This window comes from Haloplanus ruber (assembly GCF_024494725.1).
Lineage (GTDB): Archaea > Halobacteriota > Halobacteria > Halobacteriales > Haloferacaceae > Haloplanus > Haloplanus ruber.
In genome coordinates this window covers 162,687-175,984 of record NZ_JANHDK010000003.1, presented here as the reverse complement: position 1 = coordinate 175,984, position 13,298 = coordinate 162,687, and the positions used below count along the sequence as shown (strand labels likewise).

Annotated in this window: 15 protein-coding genes; 5 read left to right on the top strand and 10 right to left on the bottom strand. The window is 66.2% G+C overall.

Annotated features, from left to right (window positions below; translation table 11 throughout):
• Positions 1-23: 23 nt before the first annotated feature.
• The 10 genes from NO878_RS11445 to NO878_RS11400 all read right to left on the bottom strand — a co-directional run bounded on the left by NO878_RS11445 (position 24) and on the right by NO878_RS11400 (position 7,641).
• Entirely contained in the window at positions 24-1,148 is a 1,125-nt protein-coding gene (locus tag NO878_RS11445) for an ABC transporter permease (protein WP_256406124.1), read from the bottom strand.
• Positions 1,145-1,873, bottom strand: a complete 729-nt coding sequence (locus NO878_RS11440) for an ABC transporter ATP-binding protein (RefSeq protein ID WP_256406123.1) — start codon at positions 1,871-1,873, stop codon at positions 1,145-1,147. The genes NO878_RS11445 and NO878_RS11440 overlap by 4 nt, the downstream gene beginning before the upstream one ends.
• Positions 1,870-3,396: a COG1361 family protein gene (locus NO878_RS11435; RefSeq protein WP_256406122.1), complete on the bottom strand. Its 1,527-nt coding sequence runs from the start codon at positions 3,394-3,396 to the stop codon at positions 1,870-1,872. Before NO878_RS11435 ends, NO878_RS11440 begins: the two co-directional genes overlap by 4 nt.
• Before the next feature lie 146 nt (positions 3,397-3,542).
• Complete coding sequence (locus tag NO878_RS11430; protein ID WP_256406121.1) at positions 3,543-4,085, bottom strand: NUDIX hydrolase; 543 nt, start codon at positions 4,083-4,085, stop codon at positions 3,543-3,545.
• Positions 4,082-4,459: a hypothetical protein gene (locus tag NO878_RS11425; RefSeq protein WP_256406120.1), complete on the bottom strand. Its 378-nt coding sequence runs from the start codon at positions 4,457-4,459 to the stop codon at positions 4,082-4,084. Before NO878_RS11425 ends, NO878_RS11430 begins: the two co-directional genes overlap by 4 nt.
• Positions 4,460-4,501: 42 nt before the next feature.
• Entirely contained in the window at positions 4,502-4,915 is a 414-nt protein-coding gene (locus NO878_RS11420) for a DUF5809 family protein (RefSeq protein ID WP_256406119.1), read from the bottom strand.
• 24 nt (positions 4,916-4,939) lie between these two features.
• Positions 4,940-5,359: a DUF5810 domain-containing protein gene (locus tag NO878_RS11415; RefSeq protein ID WP_256406118.1), complete on the bottom strand. Its 420-nt coding sequence runs from the start codon at positions 5,357-5,359 to the stop codon at positions 4,940-4,942.
• Between the two features lie 30 nt (positions 5,360-5,389).
• The gene (gene rimI, locus NO878_RS11410) at positions 5,390-5,875 is read right to left on the bottom strand and encodes a ribosomal protein S18-alanine N-acetyltransferase (protein ID WP_256406117.1); all 486 of its coding nucleotides are present in this window, start codon (positions 5,873-5,875) and stop codon (positions 5,390-5,392) included.
• A 49-nt stretch (positions 5,876-5,924) separates the two neighbouring features.
• Positions 5,925-6,590, bottom strand: coding sequence for a cyclase family protein (locus NO878_RS11405; protein WP_256406116.1), 666 nt, complete (start codon positions 6,588-6,590; stop codon positions 5,925-5,927).
• Positions 6,591-6,639: 49 nt separating this feature from the next.
• Complete coding sequence (locus NO878_RS11400) at positions 6,640-7,641, bottom strand: LLM class flavin-dependent oxidoreductase (RefSeq protein ID WP_256406115.1); 1,002 nt, start codon at positions 7,639-7,641, stop codon at positions 6,640-6,642.
• A gap of 158 nt (positions 7,642-7,799) precedes the next feature.
• Here NO878_RS11400 and NO878_RS11395 point away from each other — a divergent pair, with 158 nt between their 5' ends.
• From NO878_RS11395 to NO878_RS11375, 5 genes are all read left to right on the top strand, one after another.
• Positions 7,800-8,591 carry an SDR family NAD(P)-dependent oxidoreductase gene (locus tag NO878_RS11395; RefSeq protein WP_256406114.1) on the top strand — a complete coding sequence of 264 codons (792 nt, stop codon included), beginning with the start codon at positions 7,800-7,802 and terminating at the stop codon, positions 8,589-8,591.
• Positions 8,592-8,683: 92 nt separating this feature from the next.
• On the top strand, positions 8,684-10,177 hold the full coding sequence (locus NO878_RS11390; protein WP_256406113.1) for an ABC transporter substrate-binding protein: 1,494 nt from the start codon (positions 8,684-8,686) through the stop codon (positions 10,175-10,177).
• 82 nt (positions 10,178-10,259) lie between these two features.
• Positions 10,260-11,204, top strand: a complete 945-nt coding sequence (locus tag NO878_RS11385; RefSeq protein WP_256406112.1) for a carbohydrate ABC transporter permease — start codon at positions 10,260-10,262, stop codon at positions 11,202-11,204.
• Positions 11,201-12,085, top strand: coding sequence for a carbohydrate ABC transporter permease (locus tag NO878_RS11380; protein ID WP_256406111.1), 885 nt, complete (start codon positions 11,201-11,203; stop codon positions 12,083-12,085). Before NO878_RS11385 ends, NO878_RS11380 begins: the two co-directional genes overlap by 4 nt.
• A 79-nt stretch (positions 12,086-12,164) precedes the next feature.
• Positions 12,165-13,298 carry an ABC transporter ATP-binding protein gene (locus NO878_RS11375; protein WP_256406110.1) on the top strand — a complete coding sequence of 378 codons (1,134 nt, stop codon included), beginning with the start codon at positions 12,165-12,167 and terminating at the stop codon, positions 13,296-13,298.

Here is a 13,298-nt window from a genome sequence, read left to right as displayed (position 1 = left end):
CCGGTAACGGGGTGCCCCGGCGATTACCCGCGGAGTACCTCGACGGGATTGGCCGTCGAGGCCTTCCACGCAGGGTAGACGCCGCTGAGCGTGCTCGCGAGCACCGCGAAGCCGAACCCGAGCGCGAGGAACTCGAGGTTCCGAGGCTGGAAGACGAGCATGGGCTGGCCGTTGAGCAGGCCGTTGACCGCGTAGCCGATCAGCAAAGAGAGGACGACACCGAGGACCCCGCCGACAACGCCCAAGAGCGTCGCCTCGGCGACGACCATCCGCATCACCTCGCGTCGGCGGATGCCGACGGCCCGAAACACCCCGATTTCGGCCTGCCGTTCGATGACGCTCATCAGCATCACGTTCAGGATGCTGACGCCGGCGACGACCAGCGAGATGGAGCCGACACCGAGGAGTGCGGCGTTCAGCGTGGCGAAAAAGCCGCTGACGCTCTCCTGGATGTCGGCGGGCGTGAACGTATCGACCACCTCGTCGCGCTGATTCACCTCCGCCGGAATCTCCTCGGCGAGTCGCTGGGCGGCGTCGCCGTCCTCGGCGACGACGGTCACCTGGTCGTAGCCGTCCTGGTCGATGTCGTCAAGCGGGATGACGACCGAGACGCCCTGCCCGAAGCCGCCGGGTTCGTCGAGGATGGCGATGATCCGGTAGGACCGCCCGCCGACGGAGACCGTCTGGCCGAGTTCGACGCCGAGTTCGTCCGCGAGGTCGGCGTTGAGTAAGACGCCGCTTCGCATCGGCGAAGGGATCGTCCCCTCGGCGGCGTCGTAGAGCGCGGCGGGTCGGGAGACGGCCTCGACGTTCACTTGCCGGCGCTCGGAGCGGGAGGCCACCTCCATCGTGTCCGAGCGCTGGGGGGCGACCACTGCGCCGGTCGCCACCCGCTCGATGGAGTCGACCTGCTGGTCGGTGATGACGTTGTCGGCGTTCTCCTCGCCGGGGAAGACAGTCACCGTGTTCGACAGCCCGCCGAGTTCCTGAGTCGCGCCGTACTGAAGCGCCGTGCCCGTGATGCCGATGGCCGCGATGGCGACGACGCCGATGACGATACCGAGGGTCGCCAGGCCCGTACGCAGGGTGTTCCGCCGGAGGTTGAGCCACGCCATCCGGAGCGCCGGGAACTCGAGGAGGTCGATCACTGGATCACCCCGTCGATCAGTTCGACCGTTCGGTCGGTGAACTCCGTGACCAGTTCGTCGTGGGTGACCGCGACCACGCCGACCTCCTCCTCGGCGCTGATGCGCTCGAACTCGTCTAAGATGTTGCGGCCGGTGTCGCGGTCGAGGTTGCCCGTCGGCTCGTCGGCTAGGAGGAGGCGCGGTTCGTTCACCAGCGCGCGGGCGATGGCGACGCGCTGACGCTGGCCGCCAGAGAGCTGATCGGGGCGGTGATCGAGGCGGTCACCGAGACCGACCCGTTCGAGAAGGTCGCGTGCCCGCGGGCGCTGGTCGCCTTCAACGAACATCGTCGGAACGAGGACGTTCTCGACGGCGGTCAACATCGGGACGAGGTGAAACGACTGGAAGACAAAGCCGATGGTGCGCCGACGGGCCATCGTGCGCGCCTCGTCGTCGTAGTCGGTCACGTCGTCGCCGTCGAGGCGAACCGTCCCCGCGGTCGGCACGTCGAGGAGGCCGAGCACGTTGAGGAGCGTGCTTTTGCCGGAGCCGCTGGGGCCGATGACGGCGACCATCTCGCCGGGATCGACCGCGAAATTAACGTCTGCGAGTGCGGCGATGGTCTCGCCGCCGCTCCGGTACTCCCTGGTCACGCCGTCGAGTTCGGCGACGTGGCCGGCCGCTCGCTCCGGCGAAGCGGTGGCGCCGGACTCGGTCTCGGCGGCGTCGTGGGGACTGTCGGTCATCGCTCGTCGCCACGGCGACGGGACCACCAGTAGACCACGCCGGCGCCCACGGCGACGACGGCGGCGAGACGAAGCAGGATGCCGACCACGTCGATCCGGCCGATGCCGAGGAAGCCGCCGCCACCGGGCGGTCCCTCGGACTCCTGATCGCCTGCCCCCGAGCCGGCGGCGGTACCACCGGCGTCGGCGAGGGTCACCTCGACGACCCGGGAGTACTGCTGGCCGTCGGCGATGTAGCTGATGCGAACGGGTACCGCGTCCGTGCGGTTGCCCTGCAGGCGCGCCGTTAACTCGAAGGAGGTGAACTCGCCGGCGGGCACGTTACCGACAAAGTAGTCTTTCGCCGGCGAGACGGGTGTCACGCGGTCGCTGCCGACGACGCTCACGACGGCGCCGGTCACGGCCGTCTCACCGGTGTTCGAGGCGCTCCCGGCGAGTCTGATCGAGTTGCCGGCCGGAATCACCTCGATACCGGTTAGGGCGATCCGCCCGTCGGTCGTCGGCGCGAAGTCGACAGTCGTCGTCGTCTCGTGGGTGTCGCCGACAGCCTCGTAAACCGCGTGGAGGGTCACCTCGCCGGCCGGCAGGCTGGACTCGCCGATAGAGAGATTCCGCGTGGATTCGATTCCCACGTCGTCGACGAGTTTTCGCGCGACCGTCTCGTCGTCCGCGACGGCACGCAGGCGGACCTCCTCCATTGGGACGTTGCCGAAGTTGGTGAGCGACGCGTCGATGCGGGCCGTACCGTTCTCACGGACCACCTCCGCGTCGAGTTCGGCGTCGACCCGCGGAGGGTCGACGACGAACGTGCGGGTCTCGGTGACCGTTTCGCGGTTCCCATCGGGGTCACGGTACTCGAGCGTCGCGGTGAGCGGGCGAGAGCCGGCGCCGTCGAAGGTCACGTCGTACTCCATAACGCGCTCGCGGCCGGCAGGAAGCGACGCAATCACGCGGCTCGGTTCCTCGGCTGTCGCGTTCGGCCCCGAGAGCGCCAGTTGGAGCGTCGAGATGTTGGTGGTCGCACCGTTGGCGATGGTGACGTTCACCCGGCTCTCGGTGGAGGGATCGGTCGGCGTCTCCAGCGACAGTTGCACGTCGCTGTCGCGTTCGTTGACCGTCACCGCCACCGGATACTCAATGTTGAACACGCCGCCGTCGGCGCTCACGCCGTAGACGTGGACCGAGAGCTGCTTGCGCCCGGGCGAATTGAAGGTCGTCGTCAGGGGCAGTTCGATGGAGCCACCGGTCCCGATGGTTCCGGGATCTTTCGTCGTGGTGAGCGTGCGGGTGCCCCGCCGGAGCGACACCTGGTTGATCTGGGCGGCCGTGGTGGCGCTCTCGAAGTTGCGGATCGTCGTCCGAATCGTCACGTCCTCACCGACGTTCGGCGACCCGGGGTCGACGGTCGCGGACTGGATCGCTACCTGACTGTCGGCCGTCGCGACACCGATGCCGAGCGTGGCCGCGCTGGTCGCTAACACGACGACCAACAGGAGAGCGGAGTACGGCGACCGATCAGGCATGGCACCGCCACCGGGAGCCGTCGGCAGTGGGAGGGCGAGACGAGCAGAGAGCGTGGTTGGGGACCATCACCGGAGACTGGATGCCGAGCGAACTTATACCGTGGGGTGGCGGCGATGTCGTCCGGCCACGCAGTCGGGGACCCGCGTTACAGGAGACCCTCCTCCCGGGCCAGCAGCACCCCCTCGACCGTGGCGTCGTTGGTGGGCTGGCTGCGGGCGACGTCGATGGCCTCCTCGACGGGGATCGGGGCAGGGGAGAGAAACTCGTTGCCGTCGAGATCGCGGTCGGTCGGCGTCAGGCCCTCCGCGAAGACGATGCCGCGGCGGTGTCTGAGAATCCCGGTGCAGGTCCAGAACTCCTGAAGGAGCGCGGTCCCGTCGGGGTCGAAGCCGGTCTCCTCGCGGAGTTCGCGCGCCCCCGCCGTCGTGAACGACTCGCCGGACTCGACGATCCCTGCGGGGAGTTCGAAGTGGGTCTCGCGGATCGTCGGCCGATACTGCTCGACGAAAAGCACGTTCCCATCGGCGACGGCGACGACGACGACGGCGGACGGGAGTTCCGCCCAGTAGTAGCGTTTCGTCGAGCCGTCCGGCTGTTCCACGAGGTCATAGCCGCCGGTGTACCAGCCGTTCTCGTACTCGGCGACCGACTCGATGACCGGCCAGTCGTGGCCTCGGCCATCGCTCACGACCGGGTCACTTCCACGAGGTAGCGGTCCTCGCCGTCGGCAACGAGGACGGCACCGTCCCGGCGGGCGTCCGGGTTGCGGGCGACCAATCCCTGTCGCTCGTCGAACGGTGAGTGCGAGAACGACTCCTTCAGGCCGACCGGCCCGCGCCGGTAGGGGGCCGACCGTCCGGTGTCGATAGCCTCGACGAGGTAGGGGTAGCGACGCTCCGTGAGGTTCGTGACGTCGACGGCGGGGCCGTCGGCGTCGGTCGGCGTCGCCGTCAGGTAGTAAGGCTCGCCGGACGCCAGAAACGAGGGCAAGGCGCCGAGAGCGAGGAGCGCGAGGACGACGAGCGCGAAGCCGACAATCGCGCGGCGCGTGATCTGTCGCACGCCCGGAGTTGGGCCGGGGCGGGCAAAGCGATTTCGACCCGGTTACAGTCGGTCGCGATAGAGCCGCCCGAACGCCTGCCGGCGCAGGGTGGCGACCGCGGCGTCGCGCTCCGCCTCGAAGGTGGCGGCGACGGCGGCGTCGGCGAAGGGGGCGACGTGCCAGACTACCCGGGAGACGTCCGGACTCCCAAGCACCGTCACGTCGACGTCGGCGTCGGCCCGCCAGGCCTCGAAGGCGTCGCGGTCGGCCACCCGGACGACCAGCAACGAGGCGAAGATGGCGTCGCGAGCCGTCTCTACCACCTCGCTCGTCACGCGGTCGGTGTACTCCTCGCGGTCGAACTCCATGGCTGTCGCCGTCTCGCGGACCGCGGTTTGGGCCGCCGGGCCGACCGATTCGTAGGCCTCGCGGGCCGCATCGAGCGTCTCGGGATCGAAGACACCCTCTGTCTCCATACGTGTGCCTCCCGGGGCCGGGGTTTACGCCTTTCCGTCGCCGTCCGGGTCGTCGGCACCGTCCCGGCCCGTGTCGCCGTCCCCTCCGAGCATCGCCCGCGTCATCTCCTTGGCCGCCGCGAGAGTCTGCTGAGCTTCGGCGTCCAGGTCGTCGGCCTCGAAGGCCGTGGCGCCGCCCGCCGGGGTGTCGTGAGCGTGGTCGGCGTGGTCGTGTCGGTCCGCGGGGAGTGACTCCTCGAACACCTCGTCGTAGGGCGTCTCCTCGGCGTGATCCGCGACGATGGGTGCCAACTCCGCGGCACCCTCGGACGCCCACCCGGGCACCGTCTCGTCGAGCCATCGCTCGTGAGCGTCACCGTGGAGCATGGCGGTAAACGCAAGATGGTTGGCGAGATGTTCGGCGTCGCGCTGGGGCGTCTCGCACACCGGACAGGCGTATCCCATAGCCACTGTTCGAACTCCCGAGTAAAACGTTTAGCGCCGCTCCTGCCACTCGGGAACGTCGAGGATCATCACGAGAGCGTCCTCGCCGTCGCGGTAGTACCGGGGGATATGTCGTGCCGTCTCGAAGCCGATATCTCGGTAGAGCGCCTGTGCCGGGTCGTTGCCTCTCCGGACCTCCAACTTCACGAGTGCCGCCCCCTCGACGGCGAGGGCGACGAGCGAGCGGACGAGCAACGACCGGCCGATGCCCCGGCGCCTAGCGCTTTCGGCAACAGCCAAGTCCTTCACGTGTCCGATGTCACGCCCGAAGTTGGGCGTCACGTCGCTGACGACGTAGCCGACGACCCCGCCCTCGTGGGTGGCGACCAGAAATCCGGGTTCGTCGAGGAAACGCTCGAAGGCCGTGTAGGGCCAGGGTTGACCGAACGACTCCCGTTCGATCCGGACGATAGCGCCCAGGTCCGACTGCTCGGCGTCGCGAACCGTCACGTCTGCGGGCTGTGTCGGGACGGCCACACCGACGGATACGACCGACGGGAGCAAAAGCCCTCGGGCGAGCGGGGAGTTACCCCTGTGGGCGGACGAGCAGTCGGATCTGGGACCCGTCGCGGTTCTCGTAAGGGATCGGCGTCGCAATCACGTCGTATCGTCCGGGGCTGACAGCCTGGAGGTTGGCGACGCCCTCGATGATCAGGATATCTTCGGGGAGGAGCGTATAATGGACGTGGTGTTCCGCGAGTTCGGCGCCCGGTCTGTCCGCCGACAGCGCGTCGATTGCAAAACACGCGATGTCCTGTTCGACCATGTACTCGGCGGCCTCCGCCTCGGGGTAGACGAAGTTCCGGAGGTAGTGGTCCGTATCCGCCGGCGCCATCCCGCAGTCGAAGATGAGGTAGTCACCCGCCGAGAGGTCGTACCGTTCGGCTTGGTCGGCCAACTCCTCGCGGGAGACGCCGCTTCCGGGGTCCTTGTGACTGAAATCGCAGATCACCCCCTCGGTGACCATCTCGTCGACGGTGATTTCGTCGATGGTGCGATGTTCGTCTTTCGAGAGAAAGTGCGTCGGCGCGTCCATATGCGTTCCACAGTGGGTCTCTAGATGCAGAAGCGTGGAGTTGTAGTCGTCCTCGTCGAGGGTGGCGTACGCCTCGAACTCCGGTTTCGGATGCAGGGGCGGGAGCGTCGGGCTATCCTCCGCGAGCGTCTGTGTCAGGTCGATCCACTCGCTCATACTCGTGTGGGCGACCGATCACCACATAGATGTTCGGGCGAAGTGACGGTCACTGGAGCGCTGGCCGGACCTCGTCGCCGAACAACTCGATGCCGCGCGTATCGGGGAAATCTAGGAACATGAGTTGAAGCTTCTCGAAGCCAAGGTCGCGGATCGATTCGATTGCCTCGATCACCTCGGCGGGCGTGCCGATGAGGAAGTCGCCGCGTTCCCGTGCCTCCTGGGCGTTCGAGAGGTTCTCGTCGATATCTCCTTCCTCGCCCCACGGAAGCGGGAAGATCTGGTCGCAGAGCCGCTGGAGTTCGGCTTCGTCCTCGCGGACGAGGATGTGTGCGAGCCACGACCGCTCGACGTCCGCGGGATCACGCCCCGCCTCTTCGAGATACTCGTCGAACTTCTCGACTTTGAAGTCGATAGGCGGTCCACGGGCACGGCCGCTGATCTCGACGTTCCACTCGTCGGCGTGGCGGGCGGCCACGCGGAGTAGCTTCGGCCCGGCACCCCCGACGACGATGGGTGGGTGCGGGTCCTGAACGGGTTTCGGCTCGTTGTACGCGTCTTCGATCTGGTAATGCTCGCCGTCGAAACTCGGCTCGTCCTCGGTGAACATCGCCTTCGCTACGCGGATGGTCTCGTCGAGCATCTCGATGCGCTGCTCGATGTCCGGGTAGTCGAAGTCGTAGGCGCGGTGTTCCTCGTCGTGCCAGCCGGCGCCGAGGCCGAGCCGAAGGTTTCCCCCGGAGAGGATGTCCACCGTCGTGGCCATCTTCGCCAGCAGGGCGGGGTTGCGGTAGGTGACGGAGCCGACAAGCGGCCCGATCTCCATGTCGTCGGTTCGTTCGGCGAGCGCGGAGAGGAGCGTCCAGACCTCGTACTCCTGGTGTTTCGGTCCGAGCATGAAGTGATCGGGTGCCCACAACCCTTTGAGACCCGCCGCCTCGACGGCGTCGACGCCGGCCATCGTCGTCTCCCTGTCGAGATCATCCAACAACGGCGCGTCGCGGTGGACCCCCGCTCCCGGATAACATTGGACCATCCAGTCGAACTGCATCGTCCACCCTAACGGCCCGGTCTGTAATGAAATTCGGGGCAGGTTATCGCGGATGGCGACCGGCGAGGGCCGACGTCTCCGCCCACATCGTGTTTGTAATCTAACCAGTACAGCTAAGGCGCGGAGCACACACATCGGCGAACGGACACACCATCGCCATGCCAGCCACTAACCTCTCTCTCACCGGGGAGTCGGCAGTCGTGACCGGAGCCGGACGGGGCATCGGTCGACACATCGCGGCGGCATTTCTCGACACCGGCGTCGACGTCGCGGTCAACGACGTCGACGCGGATGCCCTCGCCGAGGCGGAAGCAACGCTCGACGACGCCGACGGTGACTTGCTCACCCACGAGGCCGACGCGAGCGACCCGGAGGCGGCCGCGGCGTTCGTGGAGACGGCAGCCGACGCGTTCGGCGGCCTCGATATCGTCGTCAACAACGTCGGGATTGCAGGCCCGACGAAGTCCTGCGAGGACCTCACTCACGAGGAGTTCATGTCGACGCTGTCGGTGAACCTCGGAAGTCTCTTCAACACGACGTCGGCCGCGATTCCCCACCTCAAGCGCGGGGGCGGGCGCGTCGTCAACATCTCCTCGATGAGCGGAAAGCGCCCCCTCGAGGACCGGACACCCTACACCACCTCGAAGATGGGCGTGATCGGCTTCACCCGGACGCTCGCGGTGGAACTGGCCGACCACGATGTCAACGTCAACGCCGTCTGCCCGGGAAGTGTCGAGGGGCCACGCCTCGACGCCGTCATCGAGGGGCAGGCGGCCGCACAGGACCGCTCCGTCGCGGCGGTGGAAGCCGAGTTCCGGTCGGCCTCACCGATGGACGAGTTCGTCACGCCCGACGATGTCGCTGACACCGTCCTCATCCTGTGCTCCGAGCGAACTCGGCACGTGACTGGACAGGACCTCAACGTCACCGCAGGGGTCGTCATGTACTGACCCGCCGGCGACGCCGGGACGGGACCCGCGGTGTCACCCGAGAGAACCGTCGGCAATTTTTATTAGTAATCGTCGTGATCGTCAAGGACGGCATGACTGACACTCACAACCAAACCGACGGGATGAGCCGGCGGCGGTTCATCCGCGGGATGAGCGCGGCGAGCGCTGCCGCGGCGGCCGGGCTGTCGGGTTGTATCGGTGGTGGTGGCGGTGGCGGCGGCGGTGAGATGAGCATTCCGGACGACCCTGATTCGGCGGTCGACGGGACGTCCATCTCGCTTGCCATCGACGAGGGACACAACACGAACCCCTTCCAGTGGTTCAGCGACTCGATTCAGGAGGACACCGGTGTCGAACTCGGCGAGATCAACGGCTTCGGGTTCAACAACCTGTACTCGAATCTGATGACGGAGTTCACGAGCAACTCCGGGGCGTTCGACCTCGTGAGCTTCTACCCGCAGTATCTGGGAACGTTCGCCGCCAACGGCCACCTCCAGCCGCTGGACGACATGATGGAAATCGAGGGCTGGAATCCCCAGTTCGACGACCTGCTCAAGCCGTATCGCGATATGTACACCCAGTGGGGTGGGAGCACGTACGCGCTCCCCATCGACGGCGACGTGTTGATGCTCGTCTACCGCCGGGACCTCTTCGAGCAACACGACATCGAGGTGCCAGAAACCTGGGCCGAGTTCAACGAGGTTGCGCGCTACTTCACCGAGGAGACCGACGATATCGACCACGGCGTCGCCACCTACGGAAAGCGGGGCAACGCCTACGGCTGGTTCCTCACCCGCTTTGGCGGCCTCGGCGGGGTGTACTTCGACGAAGAGATGAACCCGCAGATCAACACCGAGGCGGGGCGACGCGCCCTAGAGTCGTGGCAGGAGACGATTCAGTACTCCCCGGACGATACGGCAAGCTACGGCTACCCCGAGCTTCGGGACGCGTTCACCGGCGGCAACGTCGCGATGGTCATCCAGTGGACGGACGTGCCGAAGAAGGCGGCGGTGTCGGAGGCGACGCGGGGTAACTGGGGTGGGGCGGCCGTCCCCGGCTGGGAGGACGGTCGTGCCGCCAGTTCGATGCCGGTCGGGCGCGTCCTCGGTGTCACGTCGGGCGTCAGCGACGAACAGAAACTCGCCGCCTACCGCTTCGCACAGACGTTCACGCTGCCGGAGTACAGCACGCATATGGTCTCCGACCCCGGCTGTGGCGAGGACCCGTTCCGCACCTCGCAACTCTCCGATCCCGAACCGTTCACCCAGGAGAACCCGTACCGTGACGCCCCAGAGGAGTCCGTCGCCTTCCAGGATATGGAGAGCGCGGAGCAGTACACCTCGGCCGTGCAGGCGACCCTCGAACAGGGGTACCCGGTGCCGTACTGGCCCGGATCACAGGATTACATCAACGCCCTCGACGTCGAAATCTCGCGGTTCGTCAGCGGCGAAACCGGCGTCGAGGAGACCCTCGAGAACGTCGAGAGCGAGTGGGAGAGTATCGTCGAGGACCTCGGTCGCGAACAGCAACAGGAGTACTACAGCAACGTCATCGAGGCCTGGCAGAACGCGGGCATCTGGGAGTGAGGAGATGGCAGTGCGCCGAGCGAGCCCGGTCCCCGCCAGACTGTACCGGTCCGGGCGGACGCGACGACGGAGGTAATCATCGATGGCATCATCATCCGACGATACGCAGGCACATCGCTCGACCGGCCTCAGTAGCTACGTCCGAAACGAACACCTCGAATACTGGTTCGCGATTCCGGCGCTACTCATCCTGCTCGCGCTGGTCATCTTTCCGATGCTCTGGTCGCTGTGGACCAGTTTCACCGACCTCAACCTCTCTGTGGCAACACGCAACGGTGCGTTCGTCGGCCTCGCGAACTACGCGGATCTGCTGACGAGCGAGCGGTTCTGGACGACCATCGGCAACACGGCCTACTACGTTGGCTTCGGCGTCGCCATCGAGTTCACACTCGGCTTCGCCATCGCGCTGTTCATGGCGAACTACACGCGTGGTCGCGTGACGACGGTCCTGTTTACGTTGCTCTTGCTCCCGATGATGATGGCCCCTATCGTCGCGGGACTCATCTGGCGGCTCCTCTTTCAGGAGTCGTTCGGGCCGATCAACTACCTACTGGGGGCGGTCGGTGTGGGCCAACCGCCGTGGCTGTCGTCGACGGCGATGTCGCTGAACAGCGTCCTCATCGCCGACATCTGGCAGTGGACGCCGTTCATGATCCTCATCCTCTATACCGGGCGACTGTCGATCAGCGAGGACCTCTACGAGGCTGCACGTATCGACGGCGCCGACCGGTGGTTTACCTTCCGTCACGTCACGCTCCCACAGATGAAAGGTGTCATCGCCATCGCGATTCTGCTGCGGGCGATGGACGCGTTCAAGTTCTTCGATAAGATGTTCGTCATGACCGGCGGCGGCCCCGGCACCTCGTCGGAACTGGCGACGTACTACAACTACCTGCTCGGATTCGACTCCTTCTCGATGGGGAAGGCAACCGCGATGAGCTGGCTTCTCTTGCTGTTCGCAGTCGTCCTCGCGAACGTGTTCCTATCCGTGCTCGAACGGGGCGAGGGGGGTGATCGGGTCGTATGAGCGTCGTCGAGTGGACTCGCCACCGACTGTTCGGCGCCACCGAGGACCCCGTCTCGCTTCGGGGAGCCTTCCGTACCATCGGGGTCACCTCCCTCGTCAGCGTCATTCTCGTGACGACGCTGTTCCCGCTGTACTGGACGGTGAACACGTCGTTCAAGCCGGCGCCCGAAACCCAGACGTTCCCGCCGACGTTCGTCCCCGAGACGTTCACCGTCTCGCCGTACGTCGATATCCTCACCGGTGCGGGCTCGTCGGTGCTCGTAAACAGCGTCATCGTCAGCGTCGGCGCGACGGCCATCGCCATGCTCATCGGCGTGCCCGCGGGGTACGCCTACGCCCGGAATCCGGGCAAGGTCGGGGGAAAACATCTGGCGTTCTGGATTCTCTCGCTTCGGATGTTCCCACCAATCGCCCCGATCCTCCCACTCTTCTTCATGTTCCGGCAGGTCGGCATGATCGACACGTATCCGACGATGATGCTGCTGTATCTGACGTTCAACGTCCCGCTCGTCGTCTGGCTGATGCGGAGTTTCTTCCAGGACATCCCCCAGGCCGTCGAGGAGGCGGCGATCATGGACGGCTACTCGCGGCTCGAAGCGTTCTTCAAGGTGTCGTTACCGCTCGTCTCGCCGGGTATCGTCACGACGACGCTACTGGTCTGGATCTTCTCGTGGAACGAGTTCCAGTTCGCGCTCGTGTTTACGCGCAACGCCGCCCAGACCTACCCGGTCATCATCCCGTCGCTGGTCGGCGGACACGCGACCCTGTGGAACCAGGTCGCCGCGCTATCGGTGCTCGCCATGATCCCGATCATCGTCATCTCGCTGTTGATGCAGAAACGGCTCGTCCGCGGGCTCACCCTCGGGGCGGTGAAAGGATGACCGCCGCGACGACCCCCGTCCGTCTGTCCGGGGACGGACAGCGCAACGCAGCCACCCACCAGCCTCACCACCTGACACAATGACTACTATCGAACTCGATACGGTACGCAAGGAGTTCGGCGACGACATCGTCGCCGTCGACGACGTATCGCTGACCATCGAAGACGGCGAACTCGTCGTCCTCGTCGGGCCGTCGGGGTCCGGAAAGTCGACGACACTCCGGATGATCGCCGGCCTCGAAGCCCCGACCAGCGGCGACGTCCGCATCGACGGCATTCGCGTCAACGATGTCCAGCCGCAGAACCGCGACATCGCGATGGTGTTCCAGTCGTTCGCGCTCTATCCACATCGGACCGTCCGGGGGAATATCTCCTTCCCGCTGGAGGCCCGTGACGTGCCCGACGCGGAAGTCGACGGCCGCGTCGAGGAGGCCGCGGCCATGCTCGACATCACGGAGCTACTCGACCGAAAACCGGCGAACCTCTCGGGCGGGCAACAACAGCGGGTCGCGCTCGGCCGCGCGCTCGTTCGCGACCCACAGGCGTTCCTGATGGACGAGCCGCTCGCGAATCTCGACGCGAAGCTCCGCAAGGAGATGCGAACGGAGGTGGTCCGTCTCCAGCAGAACCTCGGGGTGACGATGGTCCACGTGACACACAACCAGGAGGAGGCGATGACGATGGGCGACCGCGTCGCGGTGATGAACGAAGGGAAGATCCAGCAACTCGCCCCACCGAAGGAGGTGTACCAGCGGCCCGCCAACCGGTTCGTCGCGGAGTTCATCGGCAGTCCGAGCATGAACCTCCTCACCGGATCGCTGTCCGACGGAACGTTCCACGCCGACGCCGGGGACGTGTCCGTTCGCGTCCCCGACGGCCTCGCCGACGCGTCGACGGCCACTCCGCTCACGCTCGGCGTCCGCCCCGAGAGTGTCCAGATCGTCGACTCCCCCGACGAGTACACCTTCGAGGCGACCGTCGACGTGGTCGAACTGATGGGGAACGTCCAGATCGTCCACATCGTCCTCGACGACACCGAGTTCCTGGCCGAAATCGACCCCGACCTCGCAGTCGAACAGGGCGATACCCTCTCCCTTCGGTTGCCCCCCGAGAAGATCGATCTCTTCGACGGTGTGCGGCCCGAAAGCCCGCGCATCGAACGCCCGGCCGACCACGAGCCGTCCGTGGGCGGCACGGTCGTGACCGAGGAGTAA